This window comes from Pseudomonas sp. FG86, from assembly GCF_057808775.1.
In genome coordinates this window covers 22,295-43,741 of the sequence record NZ_JBMDIS010000052.1, presented here as the reverse complement: position 1 = coordinate 43,741, position 21,447 = coordinate 22,295, and the positions used below count along the sequence as shown (strand labels likewise).

The 21,447-nt window shown below is 61.6% G+C and carries 18 protein-coding genes; 2 read left to right on the top strand and 16 right to left on the bottom strand.

Annotation, left to right across the window (positions count from 1 at the left end; translation table 11 throughout):
• The first annotated feature begins 352 nt into the window (after window positions 1-352).
• The gene (locus ACODSV_RS25420) at window positions 353-1,675 is read left to right on the top strand and encodes an OprD family porin (protein WP_150095503.1); all 1,323 of its coding nucleotides are present in this window, start codon (window positions 353-355) and stop codon (window positions 1,673-1,675) included.
• 85 nt (window positions 1,676-1,760) lie between these two features.
• Window positions 1,761-3,251, top strand: a complete 1,491-nt coding sequence (locus ACODSV_RS25415) for a GGDEF domain-containing protein (RefSeq protein ID WP_150055132.1) — start codon at window positions 1,761-1,763, stop codon at window positions 3,249-3,251.
• A gap of 183 nt (window positions 3,252-3,434) precedes the next feature.
• On the opposite strand, the gene lpxC is transcribed toward ACODSV_RS25415, so the two are convergent.
• From lpxC to mraZ, 16 genes are all read right to left on the bottom strand, one after another.
• Entirely contained in the window at window positions 3,435-4,346 is a 912-nt protein-coding gene (gene lpxC / locus ACODSV_RS25410) for a UDP-3-O-acyl-N-acetylglucosamine deacetylase (protein ID WP_003171886.1), read from the bottom strand.
• A gap of 112 nt (window positions 4,347-4,458) precedes the next feature.
• Window positions 4,459-5,655 carry a cell division protein FtsZ gene (gene ftsZ / locus ACODSV_RS25405; protein ID WP_024073523.1) on the bottom strand — a complete coding sequence of 399 codons (1,197 nt, stop codon included), beginning with the start codon at window positions 5,653-5,655 and terminating at the stop codon, window positions 4,459-4,461.
• Window positions 5,656-5,730: 75 nt separating this feature from the next.
• Entirely contained in the window at window positions 5,731-6,993 is a 1,263-nt protein-coding gene (gene ftsA / locus ACODSV_RS25400; protein ID WP_024073522.1) for a cell division protein FtsA, read from the bottom strand.
• Between the two features lie 15 nt (window positions 6,994-7,008).
• Window positions 7,009-7,875 carry a cell division protein FtsQ/DivIB gene (locus tag ACODSV_RS25395; RefSeq protein WP_069075283.1) on the bottom strand — a complete coding sequence of 289 codons (867 nt, stop codon included), beginning with the start codon at window positions 7,873-7,875 and terminating at the stop codon, window positions 7,009-7,011.
• A gap of 3 nt (window positions 7,876-7,878) precedes the next feature.
• Window positions 7,879-8,835: a D-alanine--D-alanine ligase gene (locus tag ACODSV_RS25390; protein ID WP_150054797.1), complete on the bottom strand. Its 957-nt coding sequence runs from the start codon at window positions 8,833-8,835 to the stop codon at window positions 7,879-7,881.
• The gene (murC, locus tag ACODSV_RS25385) at window positions 8,832-10,277 is read right to left on the bottom strand and encodes a UDP-N-acetylmuramate--L-alanine ligase (RefSeq protein ID WP_024073519.1); all 1,446 of its coding nucleotides are present in this window, start codon (window positions 10,275-10,277) and stop codon (window positions 8,832-8,834) included. The genes ACODSV_RS25390 and murC overlap by 4 nt, the downstream gene beginning before the upstream one ends.
• A complete protein-coding gene (murG, locus tag ACODSV_RS25380) occupies window positions 10,270-11,340 on the bottom strand; it encodes an undecaprenyldiphospho-muramoylpentapeptide beta-N-acetylglucosaminyltransferase (protein ID WP_024073518.1) in 1,071 nt (356 codons plus the stop codon). Before murG ends, murC begins: the two co-directional genes overlap by 8 nt.
• Entirely contained in the window at window positions 11,330-12,553 is a 1,224-nt protein-coding gene (ftsW, locus tag ACODSV_RS25375; protein ID WP_024073517.1) for a putative lipid II flippase FtsW, read from the bottom strand. Before ftsW ends, murG begins: the two co-directional genes overlap by 11 nt.
• Window positions 12,550-13,896, bottom strand: coding sequence for a UDP-N-acetylmuramoyl-L-alanine--D-glutamate ligase (gene murD, locus ACODSV_RS25370; protein WP_150054947.1), 1,347 nt, complete (start codon window positions 13,894-13,896; stop codon window positions 12,550-12,552). The genes ftsW and murD overlap by 4 nt, the downstream gene beginning before the upstream one ends.
• Before the next feature lie 6 nt (window positions 13,897-13,902).
• Window positions 13,903-14,985 (bottom strand): phospho-N-acetylmuramoyl-pentapeptide-transferase, encoded by a 1,083-nt coding sequence (gene mraY, locus ACODSV_RS25365; RefSeq protein ID WP_003171875.1) that lies wholly within the window; start codon window positions 14,983-14,985, stop codon window positions 13,903-13,905.
• On the bottom strand, window positions 14,985-16,355 hold the full coding sequence (locus tag ACODSV_RS25360; RefSeq protein WP_150054946.1) for a UDP-N-acetylmuramoyl-tripeptide--D-alanyl-D-alanine ligase: 1,371 nt from the start codon (window positions 16,353-16,355) through the stop codon (window positions 14,985-14,987). The genes mraY and ACODSV_RS25360 overlap by 1 nt, the downstream gene beginning before the upstream one ends.
• Window positions 16,348-17,811: a UDP-N-acetylmuramoyl-L-alanyl-D-glutamate--2,6-diaminopimelate ligase gene (locus ACODSV_RS25355; RefSeq protein ID WP_150095464.1), complete on the bottom strand. Its 1,464-nt coding sequence runs from the start codon at window positions 17,809-17,811 to the stop codon at window positions 16,348-16,350. The genes ACODSV_RS25360 and ACODSV_RS25355 overlap by 8 nt, the downstream gene beginning before the upstream one ends.
• On the bottom strand, window positions 17,811-19,553 hold the full coding sequence (locus tag ACODSV_RS25350) for a peptidoglycan D,D-transpeptidase FtsI family protein (RefSeq protein WP_168232483.1): 1,743 nt from the start codon (window positions 19,551-19,553) through the stop codon (window positions 17,811-17,813). Before ACODSV_RS25350 ends, ACODSV_RS25355 begins: the two co-directional genes overlap by 1 nt.
• Window positions 19,553-19,846: a cell division protein FtsL gene (ftsL, locus tag ACODSV_RS25345; protein ID WP_003171871.1), complete on the bottom strand. Its 294-nt coding sequence runs from the start codon at window positions 19,844-19,846 to the stop codon at window positions 19,553-19,555. The genes ACODSV_RS25350 and ftsL overlap by 1 nt, the downstream gene beginning before the upstream one ends.
• Window positions 19,843-20,790 carry a 16S rRNA (cytosine(1402)-N(4))-methyltransferase RsmH gene (rsmH, locus tag ACODSV_RS25340; protein ID WP_010213048.1) on the bottom strand — a complete coding sequence of 316 codons (948 nt, stop codon included), beginning with the start codon at window positions 20,788-20,790 and terminating at the stop codon, window positions 19,843-19,845. The genes ftsL and rsmH overlap by 4 nt, the downstream gene beginning before the upstream one ends.
• Window positions 20,787-21,242, bottom strand: coding sequence for a division/cell wall cluster transcriptional repressor MraZ (gene mraZ / locus ACODSV_RS25335; protein WP_003171868.1), 456 nt, complete (start codon window positions 21,240-21,242; stop codon window positions 20,787-20,789). Before mraZ ends, rsmH begins: the two co-directional genes overlap by 4 nt.
• Window positions 21,243-21,447 lie beyond the last annotated feature (205 nt).

Genomic DNA, 21,447 nt, shown 5'->3' with positions numbered 1-21,447 from the left:
AGCCCAACGCGGGGCAAGCCCGCTCGCCACAGGTGACTGTTTGCTCGTTCTATCTTTTAACTGACAAGTATTAGGGCTTGCCCCTCACTACTGTTGCGATTTCGGCAACAGTCATTATCTTGTTACACTCTGTATCGTACCGCTCGCCTGCGTTAATTTGACGCATCGATGAGCGCGACGGCAAAGACAGCTGACCCGCTTACCCGAATTTCCCTCGACATATTTCCAGGGCTCTACACTGGGAATCTGTCTTAAAGCCGCTGACTTCAGCGGCTTTTTTTTGCCGTAAAAAAAAGGCCAGGCACACCCCCACGACATTGGCCGTTTCCGATTGACCCAAGGAGCTCCACCGGTGAAGAACTCGCTGACGTTCACCCCGTTATTTCTCGCGATTACCGCAACGATCGTCCCTCTTGCCCATGCAGCAGACGCGCCCCCCGCCGACGGTTTTGTCGAAGGCGCCCACCTCAATATCAACACCCGCAACTACTACATGAACCGCGACCGTCGCGATCTTCATACCGATGACAGCAAGGAGTGGGGCCAAGGCTTTCTCGGCACCTTCGAATCCGGCTACACCCAGGGCACCGTTGGTTTCGGCCTGGACGCCCACGCCATGCTCGGCCTCAAGCTCGACGGGGGTGGCGGCACCGACGGTTCCAGCATCCTTCCGTATGGCAGCGGCAACGGCAAGGCACCCGGCTCGTTCTCCACGGCGGGCGGTACCTTGAAGATACGGGCGTTCGACACCGAGGTGAAAGCGGGCGACCTGTTCCTCAACAACCCGGTGATTGCCGGCGGCATGACCCGCATGCTGCCGCAGACCTTCCGCGGCGTGAGCCTGGTCAACCACAGTTTCGACGGCTGGATGCTCGAAGGTGGCCGGGCCAGTTTCACCAAGCTCTACAACCAGAGCGGCCATCAGCGCATCGGCACCAGCTACGGCGCACTGCCGGACCACGCCGATAGCCAGCACCTGGATTGGGCCGGTGTGTCGTTCAGCGCCATCCCGGGCCTGACCAGCAATCTCTACGCCTCTGAACTCAAGGACGTGTGGCACCAGTACTACTACGACCTGGACTACACCTACGCGTTGAACGACCTGATTAGCCTCAACCCGGGCCTGCACTATTACCACACCCAGGACACCGGCCAGTCGCTGCTCGGAGCCATCGACAACAACACCTACAGCCTGCATTTCACCGTGGGCGTGGGCAACCACAGCGTCACCGCCGCCTACCAGCGGGTCAACGGCAACACGCCGTTCGACTACATCACCCAGGGCGACAGCGTGTACCTGGACAACTCCCAGCAGTACTCGGACTTCAACGGCCCCAACGAACGCTCGTGGAAGCTCAAGTACGCCTATGACTTCGTCGGCCTCGGCATGCCGGGCCTGACCTCGGCGGTGTCCTACATCAGCGGCAAGACCGACCTGACCAAGGTCGACCCGCAAAGTCGTGGCTACAGCGCCTGGTACAGCGCAGACGGCAAAGACGCCAGGCACTGGGAACGGGATGTCGACCTGAAGTATGTGGTGCAAGGCGGCAAGGCCAAGGACCTGGCGGTGCGCCTGCAATGGGCGACCAACCGTGGCGGCCGGGGTTACTCGGCGGTGGATCGGGATGTGGATGAGTACCGCGTGATCGTCGACTATCCGATCAACGTGTTTTGACGCGCACAGTTTCTTTTTAACCAAGTATTTAATTTTCATCGGGTAGAACTAAACTGCCAGCATCGTCACCGCTGAAGTCTGCCCGATGAGCCCACGCCCTACTCGCACCTCACCTGCACACCCCGAACTTTTGCTGATGCTGGGCAGCGGCCTCACCGTCGTCCTGATTGTGATCATCGTCGCCGTCCTGTTGATACGCGAACACGCCAGCACCCTGCAGGCGGCCACGCGCTCAACCACCAACATTGCCCAACTGATCAATGCCGATGTGCTGCGAAACGTCGAGTTATACGACCTGGCCCTCAAGGGACTGATTGCCGCCACACAACGCAAGGACCTGTCACAGGTTGCCGCGAATATCCAACACCTGGTGCAGTTTGACTTGTCCACGGCGGCCCCTTTCAAGGGTGAGGTGCTTTTGTTGGACGCCACCGGAGCGGTGATCGCCGACTCCTCGACCCTGCAGCCCACTCCGCGCAATTTTGCCAACCGAGATTATTTCCAGGTGCATGCCAAGGACGCCCAGGCGGGCTTGTTTATCAGCCGACCGTTCCAGATCCATTGCGACTGCGACCAGGTCTGGCGCATGGCATTCAGCCGGCGCGTGTCGGGGCCCAATGGTGAGTTCGCCGGCGTTGCGGTCGCCACCATGCGCCTGGCGTATTTCGACCAGTTGTTCAGCACCCTGACGATCGGCAACGGCAGCAGCGTCAACCTGCTGAACAACAAAGGCATCCTGCTGGCTCAGCAACCGTTGCTTGAACGCGACATGATCGACAAAGACCTGAGCGAGCGACCGAACTTCAAACGCATGCTGCGCGATGGAAGCGGCAGCTTCCAGGCCGTCTCCACCGTCAGCGGCAAGGAGCGCCTGTACACGTTCACCAATGTCGGCGAACTGCCGCTGATCGTGGTGGTGGCGCTCCCCAGTGAAGACGTATTCGCCCCCTGGAAACGCGCCGCACTGCTCACCAGTGGCGCCACAGGCATCCTGTGTATCGGCTTGTTGTGGCTCACCTGGATGCTGCGCCGGGAACTGCGCCGGCGCTATCGTGCGGAGAGAGTGCTGTCAGAACAAGCAGCCACCGATGCCCTGACGGGCCTGCCCAACCGCCGCGTCCTTGACGAGCGCCTGCGTCTGGAATGGGATCGCGCCCAACGCTCCACAGAACCGCTGACACTGCTGATGATCGACGTGGACCACTTCAAGGCGTTCAACGACCGCCATGGCCACAGTGGCGGCGACGAAGCGTTGCGCACCGTGGCCCAGGTGATCGGCAACAATATCCGCCGCCCGGCTGACCTGGCGGCGCGCTATGGCGGGGAGGAATTCGCGGTGGTGCTGCCCGACACCGACGCCAAGGGCGCCTGGCTGATCGCCGAGCATATCCGCAGCAGCGTCGAGCACTTGCCACGGGTGGCGGAAGATGAACGGCCGATTACCGTCAGCATCGGCATGAGCACTTGGGACAAACGCAGCCGCATGTCATTGGAGGCGTTGATGCTGAGTGCGGACCAGGCGCTGTATGAAGCCAAGCACAGTGGCCGAAACTGCATTGTCGATGCCGCAACCTAGCCCCTGTAGGAGCGAGCTTGCTCGCGAAGAACGTCAACGATAACGCGGGCACCAGGTTTATTGCGGCGCACTCAGGTTTTTCGCGAGCAAGCTCGCTCCTACAGGGGGCGGCGCTGTTGCAACGGACATAAAAAAAGGCCACCCGAAGGCAGCCTTTCAAAACTAAAGAAAGAGAGTTGTTACTTACACCGCCGCAACGGGACGCATGTAAGAGATCGGTGCGGTGCTGGCATCTTCGAAGGTCACGACTTCCCAAGCGTCTGTCTGCTCAATCAACTTGCGCAGCAGCTGGTTGTTAAGGGCGTGGCCCGACTTGAAGCCTTTGAACTCGCCTATCAGGCTATTGCCCAGCAGGTAGAGGTCACCGATTGCATCGAGGATCTTGTGCTTCACGAATTCGTCTTCATAGCGAAGGCCGTCTTCGTTCAGTACACCATCCGCGTCGACCACAATGGCGTTTTCAACGCTGCCGCCGAGTGCGAGGTTGTGCTTGCGCAGGTACTCGATGTCACTCATGAAACCAAAGGTACGGGCGCGGCTGACTTCTTTTACGAACGAAGTGCTGGAAAAATCCACGCTTGCACTTTGGGTGCGGTCACGGAATACCGGGTGGTCGAAATCGATCTCAAAGCTCACTTTAAAGCCTTCGAACGGGACGAAGGTGGCGCGCTTGTCGCCGTCTTCTACTGTCACTTCCCGCAGAATGCGTATGAACTTCTTGGCTGCGTCCTGTTCTTCCAGGCCGGCAGATTGAATCAAGAATACGAAGGGTCCAGCGCTGCCATCCATGATCGGGACTTCGGACGCGGAGAGCTCGACGTAGGCGTTATCGATGCCCAAACCGGCCATGGCCGAGAGCAAGTGCTCCACCGTGTCCACTTTGACGTCACCGTTGACCAACGTGGTCGACATCGTGGTTTCGCCAACATTTTCCGCGCGAGCAGGAATCTGCACCACAGGGTCCAGGTCGGCACGCACAAACACGATGCCGGTGTCGACAGGTGCAGGCTTGAGGGTCAGGTATACCTTCTCCCCGGAGTGCAGACCTACACCTGTGGCACGAATAATATTCTTCAGGGTGCGTTGTTTAATCATGGCTTGGACCGCTTCAGCGCAAATTGCGAACTGGTATCAACAAAGGCTGGCGATAATAGCAGACCAGACCTTTGCTGAACACCAATCACCTTCATAGCCCTGATACATTCCATTAATCGGCCTGACGACGCAGGAAAGCCGGGATGTCCAGGTAGTCCAGATCATCTTGCGGATTCGGGCTACGGGACGCCGCAGCACCGGCCTGAGCCTGGTTGCGCATCACGGTCGGACGATCCAGGTCACGGTAGTTCACCGACGGCAGTTCCTGGCGCGAAGGCGCTGGAGCGGCAGCCGACTGGCTGGCGTGGCTGGTATGAACGGTATTGTCGATGACCTTCACAGGCTTCTCGATTTTCGCGCCCAGGCCAGTTGCAACCACGGTCACGTGCAGTTCATCGCGCATGTCCGGATCGATAACGGTACCGACCTTGACCATTGCGTGCTCGGAAGCGAAGGCTTCGATGATGCTACCCACGTCGGAGTACTCGCCCAGGGACAGGTCAGGACCGGCGGTGATGTTCACCAGGATGCCGCGTGCGCCTTGCAGGTTCACGTCTTCCAGCAGCGGGTTGCGGATGGCCGCTTCAGTGGCTTCGCGTGCACGGTTCGGACCGCTGGCGCAGCCAGTGCCCATCATCGCCATGCCCATTTCGCTCATGACAGTACGTACGTCGGCAAAGTCGACGTTGATCATCCCCGGGCGCTTGATGATGTCGGAAATACCGCGAACGGCACCGGCCAGTACATCGTCAGCCTTGGCAAACGCGGACAGCAGGCTCGCGTCCTTGCCCAGGATGGTCAGCAATTTCTCGTTGGGGATGGTGATCAACGAGTCAACGCTTTCAGACAGCAGACGGATACCTTCGTCGGCGATCTGCATGCGCTTGCGGCCTTCGAACGGGAACGGACGGGTCACGACGGCAACCGTCAGGATCCCCATTTCCTTGGCCACTTCGGCAATGATTGGCGCCGCACCGGTACCGGTACCGCCGCCCATGCCAGTGGTGATGAACACCATGTTGGTGCCTTGCAGCACTTCAGCAATACGCTCGCGGTCTTCCAGGGCGGCTTGACGGCCGACTTCCGGATTGGCGCCAGCGCCGAGGCCCTTGGTCACGGCTGTGCCCAATTGCAGGATGGTCCGCGCGCCGATGCTTTTCAGCGCCTGGGCATCAGTGTTGGCGCAGATGAATTCAACGCCTTCAATGTTGCTCTTGACCATATGGTTGACAGCGTTGCCGCCGCCACCGCCGACACCGATCACTTTGATGACCGGGCTGGCGGGGATGTTGTCTACGAGTTCGAACATGTTCCCTCTCCTTTCGTTTTCTCTAGTTTTTTCGCCTACTGCTTTTTTGCCGTGTTGCGGTGTTGCGGTAAATCGTTAGAAATTGCCTTTGATCCAAGCCTGCAACCGCTCGAACAACGGCGCTTTGGCTTCGTCGTCGCTGCGGTAGCTGTCTCGGTTGCTCGGGCCCGACAGGGAAATGCCATCGGTCTGCTTTTGCAGCCCGTACAACAGCAAACCCACACCGGTGGAATAAATCGGGTTGCGCACGACATCGCCCAGGCCCTTGACGCCATGGGGCACGCCCAGGCGCACCGGCATATGGAAGATTTCCTCGGCCAGTTCGACCGCGCCTTCCATCTTCGAGGTACCACCTGTCAGCACGATGCCGGCCGGGATCAAATCTTCGTAGCCGCTGCGGCGCAGTTCAGCCTGGATCAGGGTGAAGAGCTCGTCGTAGCGTGGTTCGACCACTTCGGCCAAGGCCTGGCGCGACAGTTCGCGCGGTGGACGGTCGCCCACGCTTGGCACCTTGATGGTCTCACCGGCACCCGCCAGCTTGGCCAGGGCGCAGGCGTAGCGAATCTTGATTTCTTCGGCGTACTGGGTCGGTGTACGCAGCGCCATGGCGATGTCGTTGGTGACCTGGTCGCCTGCAATCGGGATCACGGCGGTGTGACGGATCGCACCCTCGGTGAAGATCGCGATGTCGGTGGTGCCGCCGCCGATATCCACCAGGCATACGCCCAGTTCTTTTTCGTCGTCGGTCAGTACCGAGTAGGCCGAAGCCAGTTGCTCAAGGATGATGTCGTCGATTTCCAGGCCGCAGCGGCGCACGCACTTCTCAATGTTCTGCGCGGCGTTGACGGCGCAGGTCACCACGTGGACCTTGGCCTCCAGGCGTACGCCCGACATGCCCAGGGGCTCGCGCACGCCTTCCTGGTTGTCGATCACGTAGTCCTGCGGCAGGGTGTGCAACACGCGCTGGTCAGCCGGGATCGCCACGGCCTGGGCGGCGTCGAGCACGCGCTCGAGGTCGGCCGAGCTGACTTCACGGTCGCGGATCGCCACGATGCCGTGGGAGTTCAGGCTGCGGATATGGTTGCCGGCCACGCCGACGAACGCCGAGTGAATCCGGCAACCGGCCATCAGCTGCGCTTCTTCAATGGCGCGCTGGATCGATTGCACGGTGGACTCGATGTTCACCACCACGCCCTTCTTCAGGCCCCGGGACGGATGCGTGCCAATACCGACGATTTCGATCGTGCCGTCTTCCCCGACCTCGCCCACCAGCGCCACCACCTTGGAGGTGCCGATATCGAGACCGACGATCATTTTGCCGCTTTGCACGTTTGCCATGGGTCCTGCCTCTTCTTAATTCTTCGCGACAGCGGGTTGCGCTGCCGTGGGCGCAGCCGGTTCACGCCAGCCGACGGCAAGGCCGTTGGCGTAACGCAGGTCGACGCTCGCAATGTTCGTAATCTGTTCTTTCAAGGTCTTGTCATAGATGGCGATGAAGCGGCGCATCTTTTCCACCAGGTGGTCGCGTCCCAGCAACAACTCGATGCCCGGGCCGGAACTGCCTGCCCCGGTCGTCAAAAACCAGCTGCCCCGCTCACGCAGTTCCAGGCGTGCAATGGAGAAGCCCAGTGGCCGCAGCATCTGGCTCAAGGCCTGGTACTGCTGCATCACTTGCTGTTGCGCCCGCTGCGGCCCGAACAACTGCGGCAGGTGCTCGTAGTTGGCCAGCTCACGCGGCGTGAACGCCTGGCCCTGGTTGTTCAACAGCGCTTCGTCACCCCAACGGGCCACGGGCAGTTGTTCTTCCAGGCGGATCGTCACCTGGTCCGGCCAGACGCGACGGACTTCGGCATGGGCGATCCACGGCATCTGTTCCAGCTCCCGGCGCATGCCGGCCAGGTCGATGGTGAAGAAGCTCGCGGCGAGGAACGGCCCGATGCGCTGCTGCACCGCTTGCTGGCTGATGTAGCTCAAGTCGCCCTGCACGCTGATCTTGGTGATCGGCCGGTCGGCATACGGCAATAGACGCTGTGCGCCTTCGTAAGTGCCGAAGCCCAGCACCACCAGCAGCACCGGCCAGAACAGCGCCTTGATAAAACCAAAGTTGGCTTTCGGCAGGCGCGCCGACATCGGCTCTTTAGCCACCATTCGACTGGCACCCCGTGGCACCGGCTTGCGGCCGGGTGCGGGGGGCTGATGACGAAGCGATGCGCCTTTCATGTCTTAGCCTCGAGCCTCAATGCTTGCTGCGAGAATGGCCAGCACCAACTGCTGGAAATCCAGACCGGCGGCGCGAGCGGCCATAGGGACCAGGCTGTGGTCGGTCATACCGGGTGCGGTGTTGACTTCCAGGAACCAGAAATTCCCTTGGTCATCCTGCATCACGTCTGCCCGCGCCCAACCGGCGATACCCAGCGCCTCACAGGCTTTCGCCGTGAGGTCCATCAATTCCTGTTCTTTGGTTGCGTCAAGGCCGCACGGGATCCGGTACTGGGTATCGGAAGCCAGGTACTTGGCGTCGTAGTCGTAAAAGGTGTGGGGCGTGCCCAATGCGATGGGCGGCAATACCTGGCCACGCAGGGTGGCGATGGTGTACTCGGGACCCTGGATCCACTGTTCCACCAACACTTGCGAATCGTAGGTACTTGCCGCTTTCCATGCGTCGATCAATTCGGCGGCCGAGTTCACTTTGGCCATGCCGATACTGGAGCCTTCATGGGCTGGTTTGACGATCAAAGGCAGGCCCAGTTCCTTGGCTGCGGAAATACAATCGTCTTCGCTGCACAGGACACTGTGGCGCGGGGTTGGAATACCCAGGCTGTGCCACACCTGCTTGGTGCGCAACTTGTCCATCGCCAGCGCGGAAGCCAGGATACCGCTGCCGGTGTAAGGAATGCCTGCGCACTCCAGCAGGCCCTGCATGCTGCCATCTTCACCGCCACGACCGTGCAGGATGATAAAGGCGCGGTCGATCTTCTCGGCCTGCAGGCGGGCGAGGAAGTCATCGCCCACGTCGATCCCGAACGCATTCACGCCAGCGCTTTGCAGGGCTTCAAGCACGGCATTGCCGGACTTGAGCGACACTTCGCGCTCGGCGCTCTTGCCGCCGAACAATACCGCCACGCGGCCGAAGTCGGCAGGCGCGATGGTAGAGAACAGGGCGTCGTAATTCAGGGTCATTTCGACTTCCCCTGCGCGGCTGCAAACAGCGGGCTGGCGAGCAATTTCGGCGCAAGGCCGCCAATATCACCGGCACCCTGGCACAGCAGGATATCGCCGGCACGCAGCAACGGCTTGACGATCGGCGCCAGGTCCACGCCGCGCTCGATGTAGATCGGGTCCAACTGGCCACGCTGACGGATGCTGTTGCACAGCTTGCGGCTGTCGGCACCCGGGATAGGCTCTTCACCGGCTGGGTAGACTTCCATCAAGAGCAGCACGTTGGCATCGGCCAATACATTGACGAAATCGTCGTACAGGTCGCGGGTACGGCTGTAGCGGTGCGGCTGGTAGACCATCACCAGGCGACGCTCCGGCCAGCCACCACGCACGGCCTTGATCACCGCGGCGACTTCGGTCGGGTGGTGGCCGTAGTCGTCCACCAGCATCACGTCGCCACCTTCCACCGGCAACTGGCCGTAGACCTGGAAGCGACGGCCCACGCCGGCAAAGCACGACAGGCCTTCGACGATGGCCTCATCGCTGACGCCCTCGTCAGAAGCGATGCAGATGGTCGCCAGGGAATTGAGCACGTTGTGGTTGCCCGGCATGTTCACCGACACGTCCAGTGGCTCGCGGTCGGGACGCAGCACGGTAAAGAAGGTTTGCATGCCTTCCTGGCGCACATTGATCGCGCGCACGTCGGCGTCTTCGCTGAAGCCGTAGGTCACGGTCGGGCGCTTGACCAGGGGCAGGATTTCACGCACCACCGGATCATCCAGGCACACCACCGCCAGCCCATAGAACGGCAGGTTGTGCAGGAACTCGACGAAGGTTTTCTTCAACTTGTTGAAGTCACCGTCGTAGGTCGCCATGTGGTCGGCGTCGATATTGGTGACCACGGCCACCAGCGGTTGCAGGTGCAGGAAGCTGGCATCGCTCTCGTCGGCTTCGGCGATCAGGTAGCGGCTGGTGCCGAGCTGGGCATTGGTGCCGGCTGCATTCAGGCGGCCACCGATGACGAAGGTCGGATCCAGGCCACCGGCCGCGAACACCGAGGCAATGAGGCTGGTGGTGGTGGTCTTGCCGTGGGTGCCGGCAACGGCGATGCCGTGGCGATAGCGCATCAGCTCGGCCAGCATCTCGGCGCGTGGCACCACGGGAATGCGGCGCTCAAGGGCGGTGGCCACTTCCGGGTTGGACGTGTTCACAGCGCTGGACACTACCAGCACGTCAGCCTCGGTGGCGTTCTCGGCGCGGTGGCCGATAAAAATCTGTGCGCCAAAGGACTTCAGGCGATCGGTGACCGGCGACTCTTTCAAGTCGGAGCCCGACACCTGGTAGCCGAGGTTCAGCAACACCTCGGCAATACCGCACATGCCCACGCCGCCGATACCGACGAAGTGGATGCGGCGGATGCGGCGCATCTCTGGTTGCGGCATGGCTTTCTGATTCTCAACCATGGGCCACCTCCAGGCAGATATCGACCACGGTGCGGGTTGCGTCAGGCTTGGCCAGGCGGCTTGCGGTGCTCGCCATGCTGTTGAGTCGTTCCGGTTGCATCAAAACCTCGGTCAGGCGTGCGGCCAAATCGGCGGCGCCAGTCGTTCTTTGCGGCAGCAGGAAGGCAGCGCCCTCCCCGGCCAAATATTCGGCGTTGCGGGTCTGGTGATCGTCGATCGCATGGGGCAAAGGCACCAGTAACGACGGCAGCCCGGCAGCGGCCAGTTCACTGACGGTCAGCGCACCAGCGCGACAGACCACCAGGTCGGCCCAGCCATAGGCATGGGCCATGTCCTTGATGAAGGGCTGCACATTGGCCTCCACACCTGCCTCGCGATAACGCGCGGCGGTCACTTCATCGTGATGCTTGCCCGCCTGGTGGAAGATTTCCGGGCGCAATTGCACAGGCAATTGCGCCACCGCTTCCGGCAGCAATTTGTTCAGCGGCTCGGCACCCAGGCTTCCGCCCAGGACCAGTAGGTGCGCCTTGCGCCCGGCCAATGCTTCACGGGCGATGGCCATGAACAGCTCGGTGCGCACCGGATTACCGGTGGTGCGACGTTTGTCCGAGGCACTGAAGGTGTTGGGGAACGCTTCACACACCCGCGCCGCCAAAGGCACGAGCAAACGGTTGGCCGTGCCGGCCACGGCGTTCTGCTCATGCACGATCACCGGCACTCCCGCGAGCTTCGCGGCAACACCGCCAGGGCCTGTCACATAGCCGCCAAAGCCAAGCACACACACCGGCTTCAATTCACGAATGACCTTGCGCGCCTGCCACACCGCCTTGAGCAACACGAACGGCGCCTTGAGCAAAGACAACTTGCCCTTGCCACGCAGGCCGCTGACGTTGATCAGGTGCAGCGGCAGCCCGGCATTCGGCACCAGTTCGTTTTCAATGCCACGCGGCGTCCCCAGCCAGTGCACGGTGTAGCCACGGTTCTGGAATTCGCGGGCACAAGCCAGGGCCGGGAACACGTGGCCCCCGGTGCCGCCTGCCATGATCAGCACGTTAGCGCCCATGAGTCGGCTCCTCGGCGAAGTCGCTTTCGCTGAACTCCATCTCTTCGCTGCCCAGGTGGGTTCGACTCTCCCACTCGATGCGCAGCAATAACCCCAGGCAGGCGCAGCAAATCACCAACGAACTGCCGCCATAACTGAGGAACGGCAAGGTCAGGCCCTTGGTCGGCAGCAGGCCGACGTTCACACCGATATTGATCAGGAACTGGCCGATCCACAGGAACGACAAGCCATATGCCACATAAGCGGCAAAATACTGTTTGGCCTTCTCGGCCCACAGGCCGATGTACATGCCGCGCACACACACGAACACGAACAGCGCGACGGTACACAGCGAACCGACCACGCCAAGCTCTTCGGCGAGCACCGAGAACACGAAGTCGGTGTGCGCTTCCGGCAGGTAGAACTGCTTCTGCACGCTGTTGCCCAGGCCCACGCCCAGCCACTCGCCGCGCCCGAAGGCGATCAGCGCCTGGGTCAACTGGTAGCCGGAACCGAACTGGTCGGACCATGGGTCGGTGAAGGTGATCAGGCGCGCCATCCGGTAAGGTTGCGCTTGTACCAGCACGGTCACCGCAGCGACCGCCAGCACCACCATCAAGGTGAAGCGGAACAGGCCCACGCCGCCGAGGAACAGCATGGCCGCAGCTGCCCCCATCATCACGACGGTGGCACCAAAGTCAGGTTCCATCAGCAACAGGCCGGCCATGGGCAGCAGCACGATGAATGGCTTGAAGAAGCCCATCCAGCTTTCGCGCACTTCTTTCTGGCGACGCACCAGGTAACCGGCGAGGTAGATCACCACGAACACCTTGGCGATCTCGGACGGCTGCACGTTGAATGCACCGAAGCCGATCCAGCGCATCGAACCGTTCACCTCACGGCCAATGCCGGGCAGGATCACCATGACCAGCAAGCCAAAAGCACCGATCAGCATCAGCCAACCCAGGCGCTGCCAGGTGGCGATGGGGATCATCATGGTGACGATGCACGCCCCGAGGCCGATCACCAGGTACACCAGGTGACGGATCATCATGTACAGGGTGTTGCCCGACTGCACGGCGGCCACTTCGGAAGACGCCGAGGTGATCATCACCAGGCCCAGTCCGAGCAGCGCCAGGCAACCGGCGAGCATCGGGAAATCCAGGTCGATACCGCGCCCGGTAATAATCGGCGAAGGGTACGGCTTGATGATGTTGCGCAAGTTGATATTCATGCCAAGGCCTCCACGGCGCGAGCGAACAACTGGCCGCGCTCTTCGTAGTTCTTGAACATGTCGAGACTCGCACAGGCCGGCGACAGCAACACCGCATCGCCCGGCTGGGCCAAGGCCTTGCACTGGGCGATAGCGTTGTCCAGGGAGGTGGCGCGCACTTGCGGCACGGCGTCCCCCAGGGCGGCGGCGATCAGGTCGGCATCGCGGCCCATCAGCACCACGGCACGGCAATGGGCGGCCACCGGACCTTTAAGGTCCTTGAAGTCGGCGCCCTTGCCGTCGCCACCGGCAATCAGCACCAGCTTGCCCTTGATATCGGCCCCCAGGCCTTCGATGGCAGCCAGTGCGGCGCCGACGTTGGTGGCCTTGGAATCGTTGTAATAGCTGACACCATCGAGGTCACGCACCCATTGGCAGCGATGCTCAAGGCCGGCAAAGGAACGCAGGCTCGACAACATGGCGTCGAACGGAAGGCCAACGGCATGCCCGAGCGCCAAGGCCGCGAGGGCATTGGACTGGTTATGCGCACCACGGATTTTAAGTTCGCGCACGGGCATCAGGTTCTGGAATTCGAAGGCCAGGTATTTCTCGCCGTTCTCTTCGCGGATGCCAAAGGCCTTGAAGTCGGGTTTGCCCAGGCCGAAGGTCCAGCACGGCAAGCCCTCGCCCATCAGCGGACGGCTCAGGGCATCCTGGCGGTTGACCACCACTTGCCTGGCACCGCGGAAAATCCGGTGCTTGGCCAGGTGATAGGCCGGCAGGCCGCTGTAGCGGTCCATGTGGTCTTCGCTGACATTCAATACGGTGGCGACTTCGGCACCCAGGTCGTGGGTGGTCTCCAGTTGGAAGCTCGACAGCTCCATGACGTACAGCTCGACGTCGTCGCTGAGCAGGTCCAGCGCCGGTGTCCCGAGGTTGCCGCCCACCGCCACGCGCTTGCCGGCCGCAGCCGCCATTTCGCCGACCAGGGTGGTCACGGTGCTTTTCGCGTTGGAGCCGCTGATGGCCACGATCGGCGCCTTGGCGTGACGCGCGAACAGGTCGATGTCACCGGACAGCTTCACGCCACGCGCGGCTGCAGCTTGCAGGGCCGGTGTCGCCAAGGCCAGGCCGGGGCTCACGTAGAGCTCATCGGCACGGCACAGAAACTCCACATCCAACTCGCCACAACGCACTTCCACGTGCGGGTAGTCACGGCGCAGCGTGACCAGCTCCGGTGGATTTTCCCGCGTATCGGCCACGGCAAACGGCTTGCCCCGGTTCGCCAGGAAGCGAACCAGGGACATGCCGCTCTTGCCGAGGCCGACAACGATGCGGAAGTGGTCTGAAGCGATCAGGGACACTCGTTTCTACCTCAGTTTCAGGGTGGCAAGGCCGACCAGGACCAGAATCACGGTGATGATCCAGAAACGGACAATCACGCGCGGCTCAGGCCAGCCCTTGAGTTCAAAGTGGTGGTGAATCGGCGCCATGCGGAACACGCGGCGCCCGGTCAATTTGAAGGAGGCCACCTGGATGACCACCGACAGGGTTTCCATCACGAACACACCGCCCATGATGAACAGCACGATTTCCTGGCGAACGATCACCGCGATGGTGCCCAGGGCCGCGCCCAGCGCCAGTGCGCCAACGTCACCCATGAAGACTTGTGCGGGATAGGTGTTGAACCACAGGAAGCCCAGGCCCGCACCAATCAATGCGCCGCAGAACACAATCAGTTCACCGGCACCCGGCACATAGGGGATCAGCAGGTATTCGGCGAATTTCACGTTACCCGACAGGTAGCAGAAGATGCCGAGCGCACCGCCGACCATCACCGTCGGCATGATCGCCAGGCCATCGAGGCCGTCGGTCAGGTTCACCGCGTTGCTGGAGCCGACGATGACGAAGTACGTCAGTACGACAAAGCCAATGCCCAGTGGAATGCTGGCGTCCTTGAGCATCGGGATGATCAAGGTGGTTTCCACGGCGCTTGGCGCGGTGGTGTAGAGGAAGATCGCAGCGGCAAGGCCGAACACCGACTGCCAGAAATACTTCCAGCGGCTTGGCAGCCCTTTGGAGTTTTTCTCGATCACTTTGCGGTAGTCATCGACCCAGCCGATAGCGCCGAACAACAGGGTCACCAGCAACACCACCCACACGTAGCGGTTGTGCAGGTCAGCCCAGAGCAAGGTGCTGATGCCGATGGACGACAGGATCAATGCACCGCCCATGGTCGGGGTGCCAGATTTGGACAGGTGCGACTGCGGGCCGTCATTACGAACCGATTGACCAATTTGCAGGTTCTGCAGGGTGCGGATCATCCACGGCCCCAGGAACAGCGACAAAGACAGCGCAGTCAGCACACCCAGGATCCCGCGCAGGGTCAGGTACTGAAAGACCGCGAAGCCTTTGTGGAACTGTTGCAGATACTCAGCCAGCAGCAGCAGCATTAATGTTTCTCCGTACTTGAGCCACACAAGGCCGCGACGACGTTTTCCATCACCGCGCTGCGCGATCCCTTGATCAAAATGGTTGTGTGTTTGTCGTGTTCAGCCACGCCCAGCGCCTGGATCAACTCGGCCTGGGTCGCGAAATGCCGCGCGCCAGGGCCGAAGGCCGCGACGGCGTGAGCCATGTGCGGGCCAACGGCGTAGAGGGCGTCGACTTTATCGCTGGCGTAGACACCGACTTCGCGATGGGACTGTTCGGCCCAATCGCCCAGTTCGGCGATGTCGCCCAGCACCAGCACCTTGCGCCCGTCGAAGCCCTTGAGCAGGTCAATGGCGGCGCAGACCGAGGACTGGTTGGCGTTATAGGTGTCATCGATCACGCGCATGCCGTTGGTCGCCAGTTGCGCCACCGTGCGGCCCTTGACCGGCTGTACCGCACCCAGGCCGGTGGCGATACCGAACAGCGAAACGCCCAGGGCGTAAGCGGCAGCGGCGGCAGCCAAGGCGTTGGCGACGTTGTGGTTGCCCAGCAGATTCAACTGCACATGCTCACGCCCTTGCGGGGTGTGCAAGGTAAAGGACGGGCAGCCACGGGCATCGACGGTGATGTCGGATGCATGGAAATCGGCCGTGGCGTTCAGCACGGCAAACGTCAGGACCTTGCGACCGGCGGCACGTACACTCCAGGTCTCGAAGGCCTTGTCGTCCAGATTCAATACAGCGGTGCCCGAGGCATCCAGGCCTTCGAGGATTTCCCCCTTGGCCTCGACGATTTTCTCCGGGCCGCCGAACTCGCCCACATGGGCAGTCCCGGCGTTGTTGATGATCGCGACGTGGGGTTTGGTCAGCGCCACGGTGTAGGCGATTTCGCCGATGCGCGAAGCGCCCAGTTCGATCACCGCCGCCGTGTGTTCCGGGGCCAGTTCGAGCAGGGTCAACGGTGCGCCGAAATCATTGTTCAGGTTGCCACGTGTAGCGAGCACCGGCCCGCGCGTACGCAGGACACCGGCGAGCAGCTCCTTGACCGTGGTCTTGCCGCTGGAACCGGTGATGGCGGCCACGGGTTTATCGAAGGCCGCACGGTTCAGCGCCCCGAGCTGGCCCAGGGCCAGGCGTGTATCGGCCACCAGCAATTGCGGCAAGGTCGAATCCGCCACTTCGCGCTGCACCAAAGCACCGACGGCGCCTTTGGCGGCGACTTCATTCAGGTAGTCGTGACCGTCGAAACGCGGCCCGGCCAGGGCGACGAACAATTGGCCCGGCTTGATTGCGCGGCTGTCGATGCTGACACCGTTGAAACTGCAATCACCGGACAGCACGCGGCCCGACAGGGGCTGGGTCAGTTCGCTGAACTTCATGGCTTTAAGCATGGGCGGCCTCCCAGGCAGTCAAGGCGTGATCAGCCTCGACCAGATCGGAGAAGGCATGGCGTTGGCCGTTGATTTCCTGGTAATCCTCGTGGCCTTTACCGGCCAGGACCACCACGTCGTCAGCGCTGGCGCTGGCGATCAATTGGGCAATGGCCGCGCCACGACCGGCGACGAAGGCAACCTTGGACACATCCTGGAAGCCTGCGCGGATGTCAGCGAAAATCTGGCTCGGGTCTTCACTGCGCGGATTGTCGTCGGTGACGAGTACACCATCGGCCAGACGCTCGACGATTTCAGCCATCAACGGGCGTTTGCCACGGTCACGGTCACCGCCACAGCCAAACAGGCAGAGCAACTTGCCCTTGGCGTGGGGGCGCAGGGCCAGCAGGACCTTTTCCAGCGCATCCGGGGTGTGAGCGTAATCGACCACCACCAGCGGCTGCTTGCCCCCACCCAGGCGCTGCATGCGCCCAGCGGGGCCTTCCAGCTTCGGCAGCACGCGCAGGATTTCATCCAGGGCGTAATCCAGGCCAAGCAATGCGCCGACAGCAGCGAGGAGATTGCTCAGGTTGAAGCGCCCGAGCAAGGTGCTGCGCAAATGGTGTTCGCCTTGTGGCGTCACCAGCGTGGCACGCACGCCTTCGTCATTGAACTGGGCTTCGCGGCAATACAGGTACGCGCTGGCGTCTTCCAGGCTGTAGCTGATCAGGCGAGCTTCGTGGTCCTCGGCAGCCAGTCGGCGGCCAAAGGCATCGTCCAGGTTGACCACCCGGCACTTGAGGTCATTCCAGGCAAACAGCCTGGCCTTCTCGGCGGCGTAGGCCTCCATGGTGCCGTGGTAGTCCAGGTGATCGCGGGACAGGTTGGTCATCACTGCCACATCAAAGGCCAGGGCCGTCACACGCCCCTGATGCAGGCCGTGGGACGAGACTTCCATGGCGACCGCCTTGGCTCCGGCCTTTTTCAGGTCAGCCAGCGTCGCTTGCACGGCAATCGGGTTTGGCGTGGTGTGCAGGCCGCTTTGCAGCGCGCCATAGAAGCCCGTGCCGAGGGTGCCGACGATGCCGCAATGCTGGCCCAACAGGTCGAGGGCCTGGGCGACCAACTGGGTCACGCTGGTCTTGCCGTTGGTACCGGTCACGCCAATCAGGTTCAGGTGGCGGCTCGGGTCACCATAGAAGCGCCCGGCGATGTCCGACAGCTGCGCGGCCAGGCCCTTGACCGGAATCAACGGCACGTCAGTGATCGGCAGCACGGTCGCGCCTTCCACTTCATAGGCCACGGCCGCCGCACCGCGTTGCAAGGCATCGGCGATATGTGCACGGCCATCGTACTTGCCGCCCGGCACCGCGAGGAACAGGTCCCCGGCGCGTACGTTGCGGCTGTCCAGGCTCAACTCGCGAATCAGCAGATCGCGACCGGCGTGGGCAAAAATCTTGTTCAGGCTCAAGGACATCAGCCGCGCCCTCCATTGGCTTTGGCAGCAGCGGCCGGTGGTCCGGCGTTCGCTTGTTGGGTCGGCGGCAGGTTATCCGGCGTGATGTTCATCAGGCGCAGGGTGCCCGACATCACTTTGCTGAACACCGGCGCCGATACCAGGCCACCGAAGTAACCGGCTTTGCTTGGTTCATCGATCACAACCACGATGGCGTAGCGCGGGTCGCTCATCGGGCCGAAGCCGGCGAACAGCGAGCGGTAGGAGTTCTCGGCGTAACCCTTGGTACCCACCGACGTCTTACGTGCCGTACCGGACTTGCCTGCCACGTGATACGCCGGCACCTGGGCGCGGAATACACCGCGCGGCGCTTCGATCACTTGTTGCAACATGCCTTGCATGGTCTTGGCGACGTTTTCCGGGATCACCTGGGTGGCTTTCGGCGCTTCGTCAACGTGGATCAGGCTCAGCGGCACCATGCGGCCATTGTTGGCCAGCACCGAGAAGGCGTGGGCCAGTTGGATGGCGGTGACGGACAGGCCGTAGCCGTAGGAAAGCGTGGCCGTCTCGGCTTTTTTCCAGTCGCGATAGTTCGGCAGGTTGCCGACGCGCTCACCCGGGAAGTCGAGGCCGGTGGGTTGGCCCAGGCCGATTTTTTGCGCCAGGTGGTAGATGGTTTCGCCGCCAATATCGAAGGCCACCTTACTCATGCCCACGTTACTGGAGTTGATCAGGATACCTGTCAAATCCAGCACCGGCCCTTCGGTACGGGACACGTCACGAATGGTGTATTTGCCCAACTGCAGGGTGCCTGGATACACCTCGACCTTGTCGCTGGGCTTCCAGCGGCCGGTTTCCAGGGCAGCACTCATGGAGATGGCTTTCATGGTCGAACCTGGCTCGAACACGTCGATCATTGCACGATTGCGCATCATCGCCGGTTGCAGGTTGCGACGGTTGTTCGGGTTGTAGGTCGGCTGGTTGACCATGGCGAGGATCTCGCCGGTCTTCACGTCCATGATCACCAGGCTGCCGGCCTTGGCGCCGTTCTCGATGATCGCGTTGCGCAACTCGCGGTTGGCCAGGTATTGCAGGCGCAGGTCAATCGACAACGCCAAGGGCTTACCGGCCTTGGCGTTTTTGGTGACCTGGACATCCTTGATCAGTCTGCCGCGCCGATCCTTGATGACCTGTCGTTTGCCGGGGACCCCGGCCAGCCATTCATCGTAGGCCAGCTCCACACCTTCGCGGCCATGGTCATCGATGTCGGTAAAACCCACCATATGGGCGGTGGTTTCACCGGCCGGATAGAAACGACGGAATTCCTCGATGCCGTAGACACCGGGGACTTTAAGGTCGAGCACCTGCTGGCCCTGCTCGGGGGTCAGGCCGCGCACCAGGTAGATGAACTCTTTATTGGCCTGGGCTTCCAGGCGCTCGGCCAAGGCCTTCGGGTCCTGGCCCAGGGCGGCGGCGAGTTGCGGCCATTTGTCCTTGGCCACCTGCAGTTCCTTGGCGTTGGCCCACAGGGTAGTCACCGGGGTACTGACAGCCAGTGGTTCGCCGTTACGGTCAGTGATCAGGCCACGGTGCGCAGGAATCGGAATATGCCGCAGGCTGCGGGCATCGCCCTGGCCAATCAGGAAGTCGCGGTCAACCACTTGCAGGTCGATGATGCGCCAGGCGATCGCGCCGACCATCAGGGCCAACAAGCCCAGCACCAGACGGAAGCGCCACGGGTAAAGTGCACCTTCGAGCTTCATCATGGCGCCACCATGCGAACTTCGGCCGCGCCCGGGATGTGCATTTTCAGTTGCTCGGTCGCCAGCACTTCAATACGGCTGTGGGCCGTCCAGGTGCTCTGCTCCAGAATCAGCCGGCCCCACTCCGCCTGGGCTTTATCACGCACACTCAATTCCCCGTACAGGGTGTTGAGCAGTTGACGATTCCAATGGGCGCTGTAGGACACCGCAATCGCGGACACCAGCACGCCGATAAACAGCAGCAGCATAAAAAAGCTGCCGCCCGGAAGGGGCTTGGCGAAAAGCTTGCTCACCGCAACTTCTCCGCGACACGCATGACAGCGCTACGGGAACGTGGGTTGGCCTTGAGTTCGGCTTCGGAAGCGAACTGCGCTTTGCCATGGATTTTGATTTTTGGCACGAAGGCTTCGAAACGCACCGGCAGGTTGCGCGGCAGGTTGTCGGACTCGCCCTTGACCAGGCGGCGCATGAACAGTTTGACGATACGGTCTTCCAGGGAGTGGAAGCTGATCACCACCAGGCGCCCCCCCACTTCCAAGGCTTCCAGCGCGGCTTCGAGGCCGGCTTCCAGATCGCCCAATTCGTTGTTGACGTGAATACGCAGGCCCTGGAATGCGCGGGTAGCCGGGTTCTTGCCCTTTTCCCAGGCAGGATTGGCGACTTTCAGCACTTCGGCCAGGTCGGCGGTGCGCTCGAACGGCTGGATTTCCCGACGCTCGACCACGGCACGGGCCATGCGCCCGGCGAAGCGCTCTTCACCGTATTCCTTGAACACGCGGGCGATTTCTTCCACTGGCGCGGTGGCGATGAACTGGGCAGCACTGACACCACGGGTCGGGTCCATGCGCATGTCGAGCGGGCCGTCGTTCATGAAGCTGAAGCCGCGCTCCGGATCATCGAGCTGCGGCGAAGACACGCCCAGGTCGAGCAAAACCCCGGCCACCTTGCCCGCCATGCCGCGCTCGGCAACTTCCGCGCCCAGCTCGGCAAAGCTGCGCTGCACAACGACAAAGCGGCCGTCTTCGGCCGCTAGCGCTTGCCCGGTGGCAATCGCTTGGGGGTCTTTATCGAATCCGAGGAGCTTGCCGTCGGGCCCGAGCTGGCTGAGTATCAACCGGCTGTGCCCGCCTCTGCCGAAGGTGCCATCCAAATAGCAGCCATCCGCGCGTACGGCGAGAGCCTCAACGGCTTCGTCAAGCAGTACGGTGATGTGGTTAAAGCCGCTATCAATAGTCACAGGATCAAATCACGCAGTTCATCAGGCATGGCGCCCGGTTGTTGAATAGCAGCCAGGTCCGCTGCAGAAACAGCGTCCCAGGCATCTTCGTCCCACAATTGGAACTTGTTCAGTTGGCCCACCAGCATTGCGCGCTTATCCAGCTTGGCGTACTCGCGCAGACGCGGAGGCACCAGGAAACGACCGCTGCCATCGAGCTCGAGGTCGACGGCATTACCAATCAGCAAACGCTGCAGGCGGCGGTTCTCTTCACGCAATGAAGGCAAAGCGCGCAACTTGGTTTCAATCAACTCCCACTCATCGAGCGGGTAAACACACAAACAAGGGTCAACAGCATCGATGGTGATAATCAACTGCCCGGAACTTCGCGAAATGAGCTCGTCACGATACCGGCTCGGCATGGCGAGACGGCCTTTTGCATCGAGACTGATAGCGTTAGCTCCGCGAAACACAGATGCGTTTCTCCAAATTTTAGCGTTTTACGTTCAAAAAACCCACTTTGTGCCACTTTCCGCCACTTGCGCACACTATAGGAATGCGGCCACCACACCGTCAAGGCGCGGATTCAAGGAAAAGCCTTACAGAACGGAGATTTAGGAGCGTAAAGGGAGGAGAAACCAGAGTTCGGCGATGTTTTGGGCCCAACAAGCACAAATA